The organism is Streptomyces umbrinus, from assembly GCF_030817415.1.
Lineage (GTDB): Bacteria > Actinomycetota > Actinomycetes > Streptomycetales > Streptomycetaceae > Streptomyces > Streptomyces umbrinus_A.
In genome coordinates, this window is the sequence record NZ_JAUSZI010000002.1 from 4,376,390 (window position 1) to 4,394,161 (window position 17,772).

Here is a 17,772-nt window from a genome sequence, read left to right on the forward strand (position 1 = left end):
GCGCCCACTGACAGCCGGTGCCGAATCGGTGGCCGGGCCGGAGGATGCGCTGGTCAGCACCCGTGGTGCCGTACGTCACTTCGCGTACGGCAGGGGCCCTTCGAACGGCGGAGCCTCCGGTACGGCGGATGTCCGCACGCCCTCCAGGAGCAGCCCGCGCCCTGTCACTCGACCGTGGCCATCACCCGACCCGACCACTTGCCGCCCTTCCGGCTCACTCGATCACCTGCCGCCCCTCCGGCCGCGCGCTGCACGAGGCCCGGAACGCGCAGTGCGTGCAGTGCTGTCCGGTCGTCGGCGTGAACCGTTCGTCGAGGACCTTGCCCGCCGCGGTGGCAAGGAGGTCGCCGACCCACTCCCCCTCCAGCGGCTCCTGTGCCTGCACCTTGGGCAGGGTCTCGCCGCCGTCCTTCTTGGGTGCGCCCTGCCGGAGTTGGACGAGTTCGGCGCCGCCCGCGTCGGGGCGCTCGCCCTCGAAGGCCTCGTCGACCGCGCCTTCACGGACTGCGAGCTGGTAGACGGCGAGCTGCGGGTGGTGGGCCACGTCGGCCGCGCTCGGTGCCTGTTTGCCGGTCTTGAAGTCGACTACGTAGGCGCGGCCTTCGGCGTCCTGCTCGACGCGGTCCATGGAGCCGCGGATGCGTACTTCGTAGGAGCCCGCTTCGAGGGTGACGTCGAAGTCGTGCTCGCTCGCCACCGGCGTGCGGCCCGTGCGGTCCATGACGTGCCACTTCAGGAAACGTTCGAGCGCCACGCGCGCGTGCTCCTTCTCCTGCGCCGACTTCCAGGGTGCGTCGAAGGCGAGCGCGTCCCACACGGAGTCGAGGCGCTCCATGAGGACGGCGAGGTCCGCGGGGGTGCGGCCGGAGGCGACCTCGTCGGCCAGGACGTGCACCACGTTGCCGAAGCCCTGGGCGACGGTCGCGGGGGCGTCGGCCTTCACCTCGCGGCCCAGGAACCACTGCAGGGCGCAGGTGTTGGCGAGTTGGTCGAGGGCGCTCCCGGACAGCACCACGGGATGGTCGCGGTCGCGCAGCGGCACCTTGCTCTCGGTCGGCTCGTACATGCCCCACCAGCGGTAGGGGTGGGCGGACGGCACGAGAGGGCGGCCGTCCTCGTCGCCGAGCGCGGCGAGCCTGGCCAGCCGGCGGGCCGCGGCCTCCCTGAGCCGGTCCGAGACGCGTGGGTCGACCGTCGTGGCGCGCAGTTCGGCGACGAGCGCGGCGACGGACAGGGGGCGGCGGGGACGGCCCGTCGTGTCCTTGGGCTCCACGCCGAGTTCGGTGAGGAAGCGCGAGGGCTGGTCGCCGTCGTCGGCCGGGGCCTTCACGGCGGTGACGACGAGGCGCTCACGCGCACGCGTGGCGGCCACATAGAACAAGCGGCGCTCTTCGGAGAGGAGCGCTCCGGGGGTCAGCGGCTCCGCGAGGCCGTCGCGCCCGATGCGGTCGGCCTCCAGGAGGGAACCGCGGCGGCGCAGGTCGGGCCACAGACCCTCCTGGACGCCCGCGACGACCACGAGGCGCCACTCCAGGCCCTTGGAGCGGTGCGCGGTCATCAGACGTACGGCGTCGGGGCGTACGGCCCTGCGGGTCAGCGTGTCGGCGGCGATGTCCTCGGCGTCGATCTCCTCCAGGAAGTTGAGCGCGCCGCGGCCTCCGGTGCGTTCCTCCGCGCGGGACGCCGTGGCGAACAGCGCGCACACGGCGTCGAGGTCACGGTCCGCGTTGCGGCCGGCCGCGCCGCCGCGCCGGGCGGCCCGCTCCAGGCGCTGCGGCCAGGGCGTGCCGTCCCACAGCTCCCAGAGCGCCTCCTCGGCCGTACCGCCGCCCGCGAGGCGCTCCCGTGCCTTCCGCAGCAGAGCACCCAGACGCTGGGCTCCGCGCGCGTACGACGGGTCGTGGGCCACCAGCCGCTCCGGCTCGGCCAGGGCTCGCGCCAGCAACTCGTCGGAGGGCGGCGGCACATGGTTGCCCGCGGCGCGCTCCTCCTCGCGCAGGGCACGGCCCAGGCGGCGCAGATCGGCGGCGTCCATGCCTGCCAGCGGGGACGCGAGGAGGCTGAGCGCGGTCTCGGTGTCGAGCCAGGGCCTGTCGGGCGAGGGCACTTCCGGCGCGGATTCCTCGGAGGGGCCGACGGCGCCATCGGGCTCCTCGTCGGGCGCGCCGGCTTCTTCGGGTGGCGCGCCGACGCCTTCGGAGGGTGCGTCCTGGTGGTCCGCCTCCGCGGGTTCATCCGTCTCGACTCGTACGCCCTCGTCGAGACGCACCTCGTCGTTGAGACCCGCATCGTCGTCGGCCCGTACATCCCCGTCAGCCGGTACACCCTCGTCGGCCTGTGCGTCTGCCGCCGCGCCCGCGGCCCCCGCGGCTCCCGCGGTCTCCGCGGTCCCCACAGTCCCCGAGGTCTCCGCCGCGGCCACCGCCCTGAGTGCCGTCAGGAGCGGCGACACGGCCGGTTCGTGCCGCAGTGCCAGGTCGTCGCCGTCGATGTCGAGGGGGACGCCGGCCGCGGTCAGGGTGCGGCGGATCGTCGGGATGGTGCGGGAGCCCGCGCGCACCAGAACGGCCATCTCGTTCCAGGGGACGCCGTCCTCCAGGTGGGCGCGGCGCAGGATGTCCGCGATGTTGTCCAGCTCCGTGCCGGGCGTCGGGTACGTGTGGACCTCGACGCTGCCGCCGTCCCGTACGGGGGCCAGTTCCCTGTGGGCGCGTACCTTCTCCGCGGGCAGGCGCGTCAGGGGCATGCGCTGGGTCAGCAGCCGGGTGGCCGCCAGGAGGCCGGCGCCGGACCGGCGTGAGGTCCTCAGGACCTCCATCGGTGCCGATGTACCGTCCGCGCGCGGGAAGGCCTCCGGGAACTGGAGGATGCCGTTCACGTCGGCGCCCCGGAACGTGTAGATCGACTGGTCGGGGTCGCCGAAGGCCACGAGGGTGCGGCCACCGCCCGCGAGGGCGTGCAGCAGCCGTACCTGTGCCGGATCGGTGTCCTGGTACTCGTCCACGAAGACGGCGTCGTACTGGGCGGCGAGGCGCTCGGCGACCTCGGGGCGCCGGGCGAGGAGCACTGCTCGGTGCACCAGTTCCGCGTAGTCGAGGACTCCTTGCATGTCGAGGACGTCGAGATACTCGGCGAGGAAGGCGGAGGCGGCGAGCCAGTCGGGGCGGCCGATGTGCCGCGCGAAGGCCTGGAGGGCGTCGGGACCGAGGCCCAGTTCGCGGCTGCGGGCGAGGACCGCGCGGACCTCGTCGGCGAAGCCGCGCGTGGTCAGGCCTGCCCGGAGCTCGTCCGGCCAGCGCACATGGGCGAGGCCGAGCCGCTCCAGGCCCGGCTGGCCGGCGAGCAGTTCCCGTACCGCCACGTCCTGTTCGGGGCCGGAGAGCAGCCGCAGCGGCTCCACGAACAGGTCGCTGTCCTGGTGGGCTCGGACCAGGGCGTAGCAGAAGGAGTGGAAGGTCGTCGCCTGGGGCGCGCGGGCCGCTCCTATGCGCAGCGCCATGCGGTCGCGCAGTTCCACGGCGGCCTTGCGGCTGAACGTGAGCACCAGGATCCGCTCGGGGGCCGCGCCGCGCGCGATCCGCGCCGCGACGGACTCCACGAGTGTGGTCGTCTTGCCGGTGCCCGGACCTGCGAGGACGAGCAGCGGGCCGTGCTCGTGGTCAACCGCCGCACGCTGCCCTGCGTCCAGCAGAGGGGGAGCCACCCTGGCCGGCGGGGTACGCACCAGTCGGTAAGCGCCACGGGCCCCCTGTCGCCCCTGGGGGTGCGACAGGCGCCTGGTGGAGAAAGAGGAGCTCACGTGGTTCGCCGGTCCTGGTGGGTGTGCTTGGGTCTGTCTCTGTCGACGCGGAACGCCGTCATTCAGCGGTGGTCGTGGGGCGACGGGTGGAGGGCCCCTCGCGCGGTCAGGCGCGGTGGCCGCGGGATGAACGGGATGTGCGCCGTCGACGCTACGCCGGTGGATGTGGTGGAAGCAGCGCTTCCTCTTGTTCCCACCAGGCACACGCGTCTCCCGCCTCACGAACGTACGGCATGTCACGGATGTGCCCCGCTTCCCCCGTACGGGCCACCGCGCCCCCTCCTGACAGCTCGATGCCGGATGCTGTCAGGTGTGACCCTCCGTGCGCCCGCCGCCGTCCCACCGGGCCCGTTTCATGTCGACCCGCGGGAGATGGCCCTCGGAGGCCCTGCTCGCCTCCTTCAGGGGCGTTTCCTCGGCGCGGTAGTGCCCCAGCGCCTCCAGCTCGTGGCCGGGGAGCAGCTTGCCGTCCGCGCGTATGACCCGCCACCAGGGAACGGCTCCTCCGTAGAGGGCCATGACCCGGCCGACCTGCCGGGGTCCGCCCTCCTCCAGCCACTCGGCGACATCTCCGTACGTCATGACACGCCCGGGCGGGATCAGCTCGGCGACGTCGAGGACCCGCTCCGCGTACTCCGGCAGGGCGTCCGCCGGAAGGCTCTGCTCGCTCATCCGGCCCATCCTGCCCCAGAGCACCGACATCGTGACGCGGTGGCGACTGTGCGTATCCCTCGCCCCGGAGCAGCGCTTCAGGCAGACTGTGCGACCCCGCATTGCACCCTGATGCCCCTCTGTGTCGGCGGGGCATGCCACCATCGTGCGGGCGGTTACTGGTGATACGAGATCAAGAAGAGACGATGAAACAGCAGGGCGTGCACCCCGAAGACGCGGAGGGTACCTCTGAGGTTTCGTCGCGCCCGGACACCGGCGACGACTCGGACGAGCGCCCCGAGAACCCGTCCGAGAAGGCCGGTCCGACCAAGAACACGGACCCCGACGGTCGAGCCGACGGACAGGCGGACGCGCACAAGGAGAGGGGCGACGAGGCGGCGGACTGCGCCGACGACGACGCCCACAGCGAAGAGGTCGAGGGCGACGAACCGCTGCTCCCCGCGCGCGTGCACCGCCCTTCCGACCTGATGCGTCTCCTGGTGGGCGTGCTCGCGATCGCCCTGTTGCTGGCGATCGCCGCGTTCGCGCACGGCACGACGTCAGGGCTGGCACAGGACATCAACAAGGGCACCGACGAGGCACCCGACCTGCTGATCAAGATCGCGGGGCTCGCGTCAAGCATCGCGATCCTCCTGGTGCCGGTCGCGTTCGCCATCGAGCGGCTGATCAAACGCGACGGATTGCGCATCGCCGACGGCGTACTGGCCGCCGTCCTCGCACACGGAGTGACACTCGCCACCGATCTGTGGGTCGCCAAGGCGGCACCGGACTCGATCCAGAAGGCGCTCACCCAGCCCTCCCCCGGCGACATCCAAGCCCTCACCGACCCGGTGCACGGCTATCTCGCGCCGGTCATCGCGTACATGACGGCCGTCGGCATGTCGCGCCGGCCACGCTGGCGCGCGGTGCTGTGGGTCGTGCTGATGCTCGACGCCTTCTCCATGCTGGTCACCGGCTACACGACCCCGTTCTCGATCATCCTGACCGTGCTGATCGGCTGGAGCGTGGCGTACGGGACGCTGTACGCGGTCGGCTCGCCGAACGTGCGGCCCACGGGACGGACCCTGATGGCGGGCCTGCGGCACGTCGGCTTCCACCCGGTGAGCGCGGCCAGGGACGAAACTCCGGAGGCCCTGGACGGTGACCGTGGCCGCCGGTACTTCGTGACGCTCCAGGACGGTCCACCGCTGGACGTCACGGTGGTCGACCGCGAGCAGCAGGCGCAGGGCTTCTTCTACCGCGTGTGGCGCCGTCTGACGCTGCGCGGCATCACCACGCGTCGCAGCCTCCAGTCACTGCGCCAGGCCCTGGAGCAGGAGGCCCTCCTCGCGTACGCGGCCATCGCGGCCGGAGCCAACGCGCCCAAACTGATCGCGACCTCCGAGCTCGGCCCGGACGCCGTGATGCTGGTCTACGAGCACACCGGTGGTCGCACGCTCGACTCGCTGCCGGACGAGGACATCACCGACGACCTGCTCCGGGACACCTGGCACCAGGTGCAGGCGCTGCAGTCCCGGCGCATCGCGCACCGCAGGCTCGCCGGCGACGCCATCCTGGTGGATCGTTCCGGCACCGTGATCCTCACGGACCTGCGCAACGGCGAGATCGCGGCCGGTGAGCTGCTGCTGCGCATGGACGTCGCCCAGCTGGTGACCACGCTCGGCCTGCGGGTCGGCGCGGAGCGCGCGGTGGCGTCGGCCGTCGGGGTGCTCGGCCCGGACGCGGTCGCGGACTGTCTGCCCATGCTGCAGCCCATCGCGCTCACCCGCTCCCACCGCGCGACGCTGCGGAAGCTGGCCCGGGAGCGGTCGGAGCGCGAGCGCGAGGCCGTCCTGGAGGCCTCCCGGCAGGCCAAACTGGCCCGCGCCGAGGAGCACGAGCACACCCCCGAGGCGACCAGACCCGTCCTGGAGAAGCCCGACAAGAAGGCCGTACGCGCCGAACAACGGGCCGAGAAGCGCGCCATCGACGACGCCCTTGAGGAGGCGCGCGAGGAGGATCTGCTCACCCAGATCCGTCACCAGGTGCTCCTGATCAGGCCGCAGGCACCGGTCGAACCGGCCCGTCTGGAGCGCATCCGGCCGCGCACGCTGATCAGTTTCATCGCGGGCGCGTTCGGCGCGTACTTCCTGCTGACGCAGCTCACGCACATCGAGTTCGGCACGCTCTTCGACAACGCCGAGTGGGGCTGGGTCGCCGCGGCCGTGCTCTTCTCGATGCTGAGCTACTTCGCGGCGGCCATGAGCCTGCTGGGCTTCGTGCCCGAACGGGTGCCGTTCATGCGGACGGTGGCCGCGCAGGTCGCCGGGTCCTTCGTGAAGATCGTGGCGCCCGCGGCGGTGGGCGGTGTCGCCCTCAACACGCGGTTCCTCCAGCGCTCGGGGGTACGGCCGGGGCTCGCGGTGGCGAGTGTCGGCGCGTCGCAGCTGTTCGGACTCGGCTGCCACATCCTGATGCTGCTCTCCTTCGGCTATCTGACGGGTACCGAGAAGACGCCCTCCTTGTCGCCGTCCAGGACCGTCATCGCGGGTCTGCTGACGGTCGCGGTCCTCGTCCTCGTGGTGACGTCGGTGCCGTTCCTGCGGAAATTCGTCGTCACGCGCGTGAGGTCGCTGTTCGCGGGAGTCGTGCCGCGCATGCTGGATGTGCTGCAACGGCCGCAGAAGCTCCTCACCGGCATCGGCGGCATGCTTCTGCTGACGGCCTGCTTCGTGATGTGCCTCGACGCGTCGGTCCGGGCGTTCGGGACCGAGGGCATGCCCTCGCTGAGCATCGCCAGCGTCGCCGTGGTCTTCCTCGCCGGAAACGCGCTCGGCTCCGCGGCGCCGACCCCGGGTGGCGTGGGTGCGGTCGAGGCGACCCTGACGGTCGGTCTGATCGCCGTCGGGCTCCCCAGCGAGGTCGCGGCGCCCGCCGTCCTCCTGTACCGACTGCTCACTCTGTGGCTGCCCGTGCTGCCGGGGTGGCTGTTCTTCAACCACCTCACACGCAAGGGCGCGCTCTGACCCTGAGGCGCCCCCGGGCTGCTCCTGAGCTGCCCCTGGGACACGAGAGCGCGCTCCACAGAGGGACGTAGAGGCTCTCACCCGCACGGCCCGTGCCCCGAGCGTCCCGCCCTGGGCGACCTCAGGATGGGAGCATGCCGAACCCTTCCCCGCTGCGGGCCGCCGCCCTGACCGCCACCGCCGTTCTGCTGTCGGCGGGCCTCGCCGGCTGCGGCGGCGACGGTGACTCCAAGGACGAGGACCTGTCGGCGCAGAAGCTGAGCTGGAAGGACTGCCCCGAGCCTTCCGAGTCCGAGGGCGGCGGAGACGCCCCGTCGCCCCTGCCGGACGGTGACACGTGGAAGTGCGCGACCCTCAAGGCGCCCCTCGACTGGGACAAGCCCAAAGGGGACACGATCGGGCTCGCGCTGATCCGCGCGGAGGCGAGCGGCGCCAAGGACAAGCGCATCGGCTCACTGATCTTCAACTTCGGCGGCCCGGGCGGCTCGGGCGTGACCACGCTCCCCGCGTTCGGCCAGGACTACGAGCAACTGCGCACCCGCTACGACCTGGTCAGCTTCGACCCCCGGGGCGTCGGCCGCAGCGCGGGCGTGAAGTGCGAGAACAACGAACAGCTCGACGAGTACTTCCAGCAGGACGCCACCCCCGACGACACAGCCGAACAGAAGACGCTCCTGGACGACACCAAGGAGTTCAACGCGGCCTGCGAGAAGAACTCCGGCAAGACCCTCCCGTACGTACGCACCACGGACGCGGCCCGCGACGTGGACCTGATGCGGCAGGTCCTCGGCGACGACAAGATGCACTACTTCGGCATCTCGTACGGCACGGAACTGGGCGGTGTGTACGCCCACTTGTTCCCCAGGAAGGTGGGGCGGGCCGTCTTCGACGCGGTCGTGGACCCGACGCAGAACTCGGAGCAGGGGTCGCTCGGGCAGGCCAAGGGCTTCCAGCTCGCGCTCGACAACTTCGCCGAGGACTGCACGTCGAAGACGGAGGACTGCCCGCTCGGCGACAGCGCCCAGGACGTCAAGGACCGGATCGCCAAACTGCTCACGGACCTCGACAGCAAGCCCATCCCGGGCGTCTTCCCCCGTCAGCTGACCCAGACCGCCGCCACCAGCGGCATCGCGCAGTCCCTGTACTCGCAGGACTTCTGGGAGTACCTCACCGAGGGACTCCAGCAGGCGTACGACGGCGACGGCAGGGTGTTGATGCTGCTGGCCGACTCGATGAACGGGCGCAACCAGGACGGCGAGTACAGCAACATCGCCGCCGCCAACGTCTCCATCAACTGCGCCGACGACAAGCCGCGCTACACCACCGCCGACGTGCAGGCGAAGCTTCCGGAGTTCCGCGAGGCCTCGCCCCTCTTCGGCGACTATCTGGCGTGGGGCCTGGTCGGCTGCACCGACTGGGCCGTGGCGGGTGCCGCCGACCACCCGGACGTGAGCGCGCCCGGCTCGGCGCCGATCCTCGTGGTCGGGAACACCGGCGACCCGGCGACGCCTTACGAGGGCGCCCGCAAGATGGTGGACTCGCTGGGCAAGGGCGTCGGGGTGGAGCTGACGTACAAGGGCCAGGGGCACGGGTCGTACGACAGCGGAAACAAGTGCGTGCGCGACGCCGTGAACGGCTACCTGCTGAACGGCAAGGTCCCGCCGACCGGCAAGGTCTGCTCGTGAAACAGCAGGTCAGAAGGTTATCCACAGGGCTTCACGGCGCTCGCGGCCATCTGCCTACTATTGCCTGACTGTCATCCGCGGCATCCGGCGGACGACGCCCGCGAGGGGGGAAGTGTTCATGGCGCGTATCGCACGGTGGACGGCTGCGGCCGCCGCCGCGTTGCTGGTGGCCGGCTGCAGCGGCTCGTCCGGGAGCGACGGGGACGAGAGCAAGGACGACGGAAGGCCGCCTGCCGCGGCGCCCTCCGACACCACCGGGCTGCCCGCTTCCCTCACTTCGCAGAAGCTCGACTGGGAGGGCTGCAAAGCCACGGAGACGGGCCCCGCGCCGGGCGGCGACTGGAGGTGCGCGACGCTCAAGGTGCCGCTGGACTGGTCGAAGCCGACGGGCGAGACCATCGGCATAGCGCTGATCCGCAGCGAGTCGAGCGGCTCCTCGGACGAGCGCATCGGCTCGCTGTTGTTCAACTTCGGCGGCCCGGGCGGCTCGGGCGTCGACTATCTGCCGCCGTACGGGCCCACGTTCGCCGAGCTCCACAAGCGGTACGACCTGGTGAGCTGGGACCCGCGTGGCGTCGCGGCCAGCGAGGGCGTGCGCTGTCGCGACAACAAGGAGATCCAGAAGGCCGAGTCGGTCGACACCACACCGGACACCTCCGCCGAGGAGACCACGTTCCTCAAGGACGCGGCCGACTTCGGCAAGGGCTGCCAGGAGTCGGCGGGCAAGCTCATGGATCACGTCTCGACGACCGACACGGCCCGGGACATGGACCTGATGCGCCATGTCCTCGGCGACCAGAAGATGCACTACTTCGGCATCTCGTACGGCACGGAACTGGGCGGCGTGTACGCCCACTTGTTCCCCAAGAACGTGGGGCGTCTGCTCCTCGACGCGGTCGTCGACCCGAGCGCGGGCACGGTCGGCCACGCCAAGAACCAGGCCAAGGGCTTCCAGCGCGCCCTGGAGGACTACCTCAAGTCGACGGGCCAGGACCCGCAGGAGGGTTCCCAGAAGATCGTGGATCTGCTGAAGCGGATCGACTCCGAGCCGCTGCCGACGGCGAGCGGCCGCGACCTCACCCAGCAGCTGGCCCTCACGGGCGTCATCTACCCGCTCTACAGCAAGTCGTCCTGGCCCGCGCTCACCAGCGCGCTCGAAGCGGCCGAGGACGGCGACGGTACGGAGCTGCTCGCGCAGGCGGACGGCTACAACGACCGTGACGCGTCGGGGCGCTACGGCACGACGACGCATTCACAACGGGTCATATCGTGCTTGGACGACAAGGAGCGGCCGACGCCCGAGGAGGCGAAGGCGCTGCTCCCCGAGTTCCGGAAGATCTCGCCCGTCTTCGGCGATTCGATGGGCTGGGACACCGCGGGCTGGTGCCACGACTGGCCGGTGGCCGGCCAGTACGAGACCGCGGAGGTGAGCGCGCCCGGCGCGGAGCCCGTCCTGGTGGTGGGCAACACCGGCGACCCGGCGACGCCGTACGAGGGCGCCCGCAAGATGGCCGACGAGCTGGGCAAGGGCGTCGGTGTGCAGCTCACCTGGAAGGGCGAGGGACACGGGGCGTACGGGAGCGGGAGCGACTGTGTCGACAGCACGGTGAACGACTACCTGCTGGACGGGAAGGTGCCGGACGACGGCAAGGTCTGCGAGTAGCGGCCCGGGCGGTCTCGACGGGAGCGATCCCGACCGGGACAGTCCCGACCGGAGCAATCCTGCACGGGACGGTCCTGACCGGGGCGGTCCTGACCGGGGCAACGGAAAGGGGCCCGGCACACCTGGTGCCGAGCCCCTCGTCGCAAGGCCTGTGCCTGCGAAGCCTGCTCCTAGTAGACGGGCTTCTCCGGCTCGATCTGGTTGACCCAGCCGATCACGCCGCCGCCCACATGCACGGCGTCCGCGAAACCAGCCGACTTGAGGACCGCGAGGACCTCCGCGCTGCGGACACCCGTCTTGCAGTGCAGGACGATCTTCTTGTCCTGCGGGAGGGTCTCCAGGGCGGTGCCCATGAGGAACTCGTTCTTCGGGATCAGCTTGGCGCCGGGGATCGAGACGATCTCGTACTCGTTGATCTCGCGGACGTCGATGATCTCGATGTTCTCGCCGTCGTCGATCCACTCCTTGAGCTGCTTGGGAGTGATCGTCGAGCCGGCGGCCGCCTCCTGGGCCTCCTCGGAGACGACGCCGCAGAAGGCCTCGTAGTCGATGAGCTCGGTGACGGTGGGGTTCTCGCCGCAGACCGCGCAGTTCGGGTCCTTGCGGACCTTGACCTGGCGGTACTGCATCTCCAGGGCGTCGTAGATCATCAGGCGGCCGAGGAGCGGCTCGCCGATGCCCGCGAGAAGCTTGATGGCCTCGTTGACCTGGATGGAACCGATGGACGCGCACAGCACGCCCAGGACGCCGCCCTCGGCGCAGGAGGGGACCATGCCCGGCGGCGGGGGCTCCGGGTAGAGGCAGCGGTAGCAGGGGCCGTGCTCGGACCAGAAGACGGAAGCCTGGCCGTCGAAGCGGTAGATCGAGCCCCACACGTACGGCTTGTTGAGCAGCACGCACGCGTCGTTGACCAGGTAGCGGGTCGCGAAGTTGTCCGTGCCGTCGACGATCAGGTCGTACTGGCTGAAGATGTCCATCACGTTCTCGGCCTCGAGCCGCTCTTCGTGAAGGACCACGTTCACGTACGGGTTGATGCCCAGCACGCTGTCTCGAGCCGACTCGGCCTTGGAGCGGCCGATGTCCGCCTGGCTGTGGATGATCTGGCGCTGCAGGTTCGACTCGTCGACCTCGTCGAACTCCACGATGCCGAGCGTGCCGACGCCGGCGGCGGCCAGGTACATCAGCGCCGGCGAGCCCAGGCCGCCGGCGCCCACACAGAGCACCTTGGCGTTCTTCAGCCGCTTCTGCCCGTCCATGCCCACGTCGGGGATGATCAGGTGGCGGGAGTACCTGCGGACCTCGTCTACGGTGAGCTCAGCAGCTGGCTCGACCAGGGGTGGCAGCGACACGGGGACTCCGTTGGTCGGTCAATCACTACAGTTGTTCTCCCCGTAACACTGCCACGCCCTTCTTCATTCCGAGACACCCGTTCCGATCCGCGAGACGATTTCGTCCCAGTAGCCGGGCATGCTCTCCCAGGGGTCGGCCGAACCCCCGCGATCCGTGCGGTCGGTGAAGTAGATCGTCGAGGCGCCCTGCCAGCGCGCGATGCGCAGCGCCTCGTCGAGATGGCCGCGGGGCACGCTGTGCACGAAGTGGCAGAAGCGCTCGGGCGGGTACTCGGCGGTCCACTCGGCCACCTGCGACCAGCGGTAATCGCTCCAGGGCCCGGCGAAGGTCACCAACTGGTCGGCGGCCTCGGCATATCCGGGATACGGGTGGGTGCCGTGGCCGAGGACGATGTGGCCCTCGCGGCCCGCGCCGAAGAGCGCGCGCAGGGTGGTGGCCGTGCGCCGGATCTCGGGCAGCGCTGTCCGCTCCGTGGGACAGCGGTCCAGGAGGAAGCCGTCGACCTGGTACCAGTCGCGATAGCGGTGTGCGTCGGAGACGAGCTCGCCGAAGGCTCGTGCGCCGTATGTCACATCCAGGTGGCCGAGGACACGGACGCCCGCGTTGCGCAGGCGTCCGGCCGCCTCCAGGCAGCGGGGGTCGGGGCGGGTGCCGGGGCCGTCGGCGACGTTCAGGACGACCCAGTGCAAGGGGGTTCCGGGGCGGGTGAGTTCGCCCCATTCGACCGGGGCGACAAGGGGGTGCGCATAGCCGGGGATACCGAATCCGGCCCGTAAGCCGGTGCTCGCGGTGCCCGTTGCGGTGCTGGTCAGATGCGGCATGCCGCCTCCATCCAGATGTCGGCGAGGGATTCCTCGAGGTTGATCCGGGGGCGCCAGCCGAGCCGGTCGCGTGCGGTGCGCACGTCGGCCTGCTGCCAGCTGCCGCAGCCGTCCGGGTAGGGGTAGGCGGCAGCCGGGGCCGTGTGCTCCGTCTCGGAGCGGGGGTGGCCGATGGACGGCCTGACCGGGATGGGCGGTCCGTCGAGTTCGTGCAGAGCACCGCCGTAGCCGGCGACGCGTGCGAGGACGGAGGCGGCGTCGCGGAGGCGTACGGCACGACCGGAGCCGATGTTGATGACGCCCTGTGCGGCGGAGAGGGAGGCGGCATGGACGGCACGGGCGACGTCGCGTACGTCGATGAAGTCGCGTTGGACGCCGAGGCCACCGAGTTTGAGTTCGCCGTCGCCGGACTGCATCGCGCGGCGCATGGCCTCGGCGAGGCGGCCGAGGGGCGAACCGGCCGGGGTGCCGGGTCCGGCGGGCGAGAACACCCGCAGGACGACGGCGTCGAGGCCGGACCCGAGGACCAGTTCGGTGGCGGCGAGCTTGCTGACGCCGTACGGGCCGCCGGGGCGGGGCACGGCGTCCTCGGCCGTGGAGGAGCCGGGCTGGCTGGGGCCGTACTCCGCGCCGCAGCCGATCTGCACGAGCCGTGCTCCGCAGCCGCTGCGGCGCAGGGCTTCGCAGACGGTGGCGACGGCGACGGTGTTGTGCCGGGTCAGCTCGCGGGCGCCGCCACGGGTGGCTCCGGCGCAGTTGACGACCACGCCGGGGTGCACCGCGTCCAGGAAGCGGGTGAGCGCGCCCGGGCTGCCGCTGGCGAGGTCGAAGCGCACGTCCGCGTCGTCGCCCCGGCCGAGCGCGGTGAGCTGCACGGCGGGGTCGGCGAGGAGGCGGTCGGCGACGAACCGGCCCAGGTATCCGTTGGCTCCGATCAGCAGCACCCTCATCGGGCGGCTCCCGGGGCGGATTCTCCGATGCGGAGGGTGATCATCTGGCGTTCTCCTTCAGGGTGTTGCCGTGGGTCGTACGGAAGGCCCGCAGTGTCGGCCCCGCGGGAAGGGCGCTCGGCGCGGAGGCCGGGCGCCGGGGGCGGTTCACGGTGTGTCGCCGTGTGCCGCGTGGGCCGAGGCCCGGGTGAGGGTCCTGGTCGCGTGGATCAGGAGGACGAGTGCCGCGCCCCCGCACACGAGGGCGGGGACGGATCCCGGCCCCCAGGCGGCGGCCACGGTCTCGACGGGCCGGGCCAGGAGCGAGCAGCCGGGCAGGCGGCCGGCGAAGACGCTCACCAGTGCCAGCGCCTCGGCCGTGCCCGCGGCCGCGAGGATGACGGCGGGAGCGTGGGTGAAACCGTGCACGGTGAGGAGCCGGGCGAGCAGCAGAAGCGCGCCGAGGGCACCGGCCGCGGCGTACGCGGGAGGCTCGCCCAGCCATGCCCCGCTGCCGGCGAGCAGGCCGCCCAGGGCGCAGAGGAACAGTCCGAACACGCCCAGGAGCAGGGGCCTCACGGAGGAGGCGAACTCCTCCAGGCCCCGGCTGGTGGCGAGTCGGCGCCGGGCGCGTACAGCGAAGAGATGGGCGCACCAGGTCGCCGGGGCGACGGCCAGGGTGAGGGCGAGGACGGACGCGAGGGCTATCGGCCAGGGGCTGTCGGAGCCTCCGGTGGGCGGTCCGGCGGGGCCGCCCTCGATGCCCGCGGCGAGCAGGCCGTCGCCCAGGAGTGCGTAGGCGAGGAGCCCGCACGTCCACGCACGCGTGGACGTGGTCGGGTGCCACGCGCGTGCGGCGCGCAGGGGGCCGCGGCGTACGGCCGCGCGCAGGCCCATGGAGATGGCGAACACGCCGACGACGGCCACCGCGAGACGCGGCCGTCCCTCCGTGAGCCGGAGTCCGGTCACGGTCGCCGCGCAGAGGGCGCCCGGCAGCAGGGTGAGCAGGGCCCAGTCGGCGCGCACCCTGGGTGTGTCGGGCGCCTCGGACTGCGGTGCCGTGTCACCGGCGCGGGGCACGCGCGCGTACATCTCCTCGGCGAGCGAGAACACGTCCCGGTGCCGGAAGCGCGTGGCGGTCCGGTCGGTCACACCGTGGGCCTCCAGCCCCGCGGCGATCTCCAGCGGGTCCACCGCGCGCTCGCACAGTTCGCGGTGGCGGTGCATCAGGGCCTTCACGGGGTCGACGGCACCGCGCCGGGCGGAGGGCTTGCGGTCCCCGGCAGCGCCTACCCCGGCGAAGGCGGACACCTCGCGGTCCGAGTCGGCCGGTTCGCTCCCGTGGGCGGAAGCCCCGCGGGCGGCGGAAGCGGCCTCGCCCGCGTGAGCCGACGGCTTCCGGCCGGAAGCCGGAACCACGCCCGCACCCAAACCCGCACCCAAACCGCCATCGCCACCGCCACCGCCACCGGAAGCGGCACCGGCACCGGCACCGGCACCGGCAGCGACATCCCACCCGCGCCGGGCATCCGCCACGCTCGACGCCTCGCGCCGGGCATCCGCCACCCTCGACTCCCCCAACTGCACATCCACCACGCGGACTTCTCCCGGCTGGACGTCGACCACCCTCGTCTCGCCCACCTCGGCGTCCGGGATCGTCCTCGGCTCCTCGGCGCCCATCAGCCACTCCTCGGACCTTGCGTCCCATGCCTCGGGGCTTCCCGGCGCCCGGGTGGCGTCCGCACGCCCCGTCCGTCGTCGTCCGTTCACCGCGCCCCCTCCCCCGCGGGCACGGGCTCACCAGAAGCGGCCTCAGAGGCGGACCCGAGTGGGACACCCCGGACGGGTGGTCCCGCGGCCCATCCCGGCCCGGGTCTGCCCGCGACCAGTCGGGTGCCGGAGTCGGCCCACCGCCCCGGCACATGGACCTCGGCCGGTATGGCGAACGGCAGGGGCTCGCCCGAGGCGTCGACGAGGACCCGCCGGACCGGACAGCGCGCGACGATCTCCAGGTAAATGCCGTGAAATGCCGTGATGTTCTGCTCGACGGTGAACAGTTCGAGCGCACGCGCGCGTGCCGCCGCGCCGAGGCGTGCACGACGCTCCGAGTCGCGCAGCAGGGAGACGCATGCCTCGGCGAGCGCCCGCGGATTGCGCGGCGGCACCACGAGACCCGTACCGCCGATGACCTCCACGACCGCGCCGACATCGGTGGACACCGTGGCGCGTCCGCAGAACATCGCCTCGACGAGGCTGATCGGGAAGCCCTCGACGACGCTGGACAGGACGACGACGGCGCCCGCCTCGTACGCCTCGGGGAGGGTCGGTACCTCCGGTCCGCCGATCTCCTCGAAGGAGACGGGGTTGTCGCCGACGGTGTGGACGCCGTCCGCCTCGTCGGGGAAGAGCTGCGCGGCGAGCGCCTTGCAGTGCGACAGATAGATCGCGCCCTCCAGCCCCTCGGCCGGCGCGCCGACGATCCGCAACCGCGTCTTCGGCTCGTCCTTGCGGATCTCGGCGAAGGCGTGCAGCAGCGAGATCAGGTCCTTGGCCGGCTCGATGCGCCCGACCCACACCAGGGTGTCCGCGTCGGCGGCCTCGGCGCTCTCGCCCACGTCCGAGAAGCGGGACGCCTCCATGCCGGGATAGACCGTACGGATCCTGGCGCGGTCGGCGCCGCAGCGCTCCTGCCAGCGGCGGGCGTGTGTGTTGCCGGGCGTGATGATCTCGGCCTGCCGGTACGCCTCGGCGGCGAGCCGGCCGTGGAACGCGGCGAGCAGCGCCCGCGCCGAGGACGAGGCCGCACGGCCCTCCAGGTCCTCCCGCGCACCCAGATAGTGCGCCCGCAACTGCACGCCGTACTCGGTGACCAGCAGGGGCACGCCCGTGAAGTGCCGCGCCAGCAGCCCGGGCAGGGCCGCCGCGCCGCCGGAGGTTGCGTGGCACAGGTCGACCGAGCCGAGCCCGTCGTCCTCGTACCAGTCGAGGGACAGCGGTCTCAGCGTGCGCTCCACCTGGGCGGCGACGGTGAGCAGATCCGGTACGCGTGCGCCGCGGGCGGCACGAAGTGCGCCGGGCGCGCGGCAGGCGCACTCCAGAGCGCGCACAGCGGTCTCGGAGCGCAGGGCGCCGACCAGTCCGCCCTCGTCCCGGGCGAGTTCCGCGAGTCCGTACAGGGCATTGCCGAAACGGTCCGCCACAGCCGCGGAGGCACCCCCGGCCGTTCCTCCGCCCTCAGCCGTTTCCGCGGATCCGGCTGCCACAGCAGACCCGGCCGACCCCTCGAACGCGGCGGATCCCACGGGCGCGTCCCCGGCGCACACGGCCGCCGCCAACTCCTCGTAGCACTCGGCGAACCGCCGCCGCGCCCGTCGCCCGTAACCGACACCGTCGTCGTCGGCGGTCCACAGCGGTGCGGTGCGTACGCGGCTGACCTGGGGCGGGAGCTCGATCCAGCCCTCGTCCTCCTGTTGCTCGCTGCGGCTGAGCGCGTAGATGTCGAACTCGTGCTGCCCGAGCCCGCGCACGAGCCGGTCGCACCAGAGCCTGGCGTCACCGCTCACATACGGATAGCCACCCTCCGTAAGCAGTCCGATGCGCACGAGCGCACCCCCGATCTCCCGTATGGGGAGCCGCCGTTGACCCGGCGGCTCGCAGCGGGACGAACGTATGCGGACATGACGGTGGCGCGATGGACGGTTGTCCATCGCGCCACCAAAAGGGGTGAACGGTCGTAACTTTCGCGTGCGGGTCGCGTTCTGTCGCGCTAAGAGATCAACCGAACACGTTTCGTCATGTCACGGCCCGCCGGTCTCCGGCGAAATGCCGTCGGTTCCCGGGGAAAGGCG

General features: G+C 71.8%; 10 protein-coding genes. 3 read left to right on the forward strand and 7 right to left on the reverse strand.

The features are described 5' to 3' along the window. Positions 1–214 precede the first annotated feature (214 nt). Entirely contained in the window at positions 215–3,799 is a 3,585-nt protein-coding gene (locus tag QF035_RS19115; protein WP_307521606.1) for an ATP-dependent helicase, read from the reverse strand. A 306-nt stretch (positions 3,800–4,105) separates the two neighbouring features. Next, entirely contained in the window at positions 4,106–4,471 is a 366-nt protein-coding gene (locus tag QF035_RS19120; protein WP_307521607.1) for an MGMT family protein, read from the reverse strand. 185 nt (positions 4,472–4,656) lie between these two features. Here QF035_RS19120 and QF035_RS19125 point away from each other — a divergent pair, with 185 nt between their 5' ends. The 3 genes from QF035_RS19125 (at position 4,657) to QF035_RS19135 (ending at position 10,824) form a co-directional block, all read left to right on the forward strand. Then, complete coding sequence (locus tag QF035_RS19125; protein WP_307521608.1) at positions 4,657–7,476, forward strand: lysylphosphatidylglycerol synthase transmembrane domain-containing protein; 2,820 nt, start codon at positions 4,657–4,659, stop codon at positions 7,474–7,476. A 134-nt stretch (positions 7,477–7,610) separates the two neighbouring features. Beyond that, entirely contained in the window at positions 7,611–9,161 is a 1,551-nt protein-coding gene (locus QF035_RS19130; protein ID WP_307521610.1) for an alpha/beta hydrolase, read from the forward strand. 118 nt (positions 9,162–9,279) lie between these two features. Continuing rightward, the gene (locus QF035_RS19135; protein ID WP_307521611.1) at positions 9,280–10,824 is read left to right on the forward strand and encodes an alpha/beta hydrolase; all 1,545 of its coding nucleotides are present in this window, start codon (positions 9,280–9,282) and stop codon (positions 10,822–10,824) included. Positions 10,825–10,994: 170 nt separating this feature from the next. Here QF035_RS19135 and moeZ read toward each other — a convergent pair whose 3' ends face one another. The 5 genes from moeZ to QF035_RS19160 form a co-directional block, all read right to left on the reverse strand. Continuing rightward, entirely contained in the window at positions 10,995–12,173 is a 1,179-nt protein-coding gene (gene moeZ, locus QF035_RS19140; protein ID WP_307521613.1) for an adenylyltransferase/sulfurtransferase MoeZ, read from the reverse strand. 63 nt (positions 12,174–12,236) lie between these two features. After that, complete coding sequence (locus tag QF035_RS19145; RefSeq protein ID WP_307521614.1) at positions 12,237–12,995, reverse strand: spherulation-specific family 4 protein; 759 nt, start codon at positions 12,993–12,995, stop codon at positions 12,237–12,239. Then, a complete protein-coding gene (locus QF035_RS19150; protein WP_307521616.1) occupies positions 12,983–13,945 on the reverse strand; it encodes an NAD-dependent epimerase/dehydratase family protein in 963 nt (320 codons plus the stop codon). The genes QF035_RS19145 and QF035_RS19150 overlap by 13 nt, the downstream gene beginning before the upstream one ends. 147 nt (positions 13,946–14,092) lie before the next feature. Continuing rightward, positions 14,093–15,694 carry a hypothetical protein gene (locus QF035_RS19155; protein WP_307521617.1) on the reverse strand — a complete coding sequence of 534 codons (1,602 nt, stop codon included), beginning with the start codon at positions 15,692–15,694 and terminating at the stop codon, positions 14,093–14,095. Next, complete coding sequence (locus QF035_RS19160) at positions 15,691–17,526, reverse strand: DUF3492 domain-containing protein (protein ID WP_307521619.1); 1,836 nt, start codon at positions 17,524–17,526, stop codon at positions 15,691–15,693. The genes QF035_RS19155 and QF035_RS19160 overlap by 4 nt, the downstream gene beginning before the upstream one ends. Between the last annotated feature and the right edge of the window lie 246 nt (positions 17,527–17,772).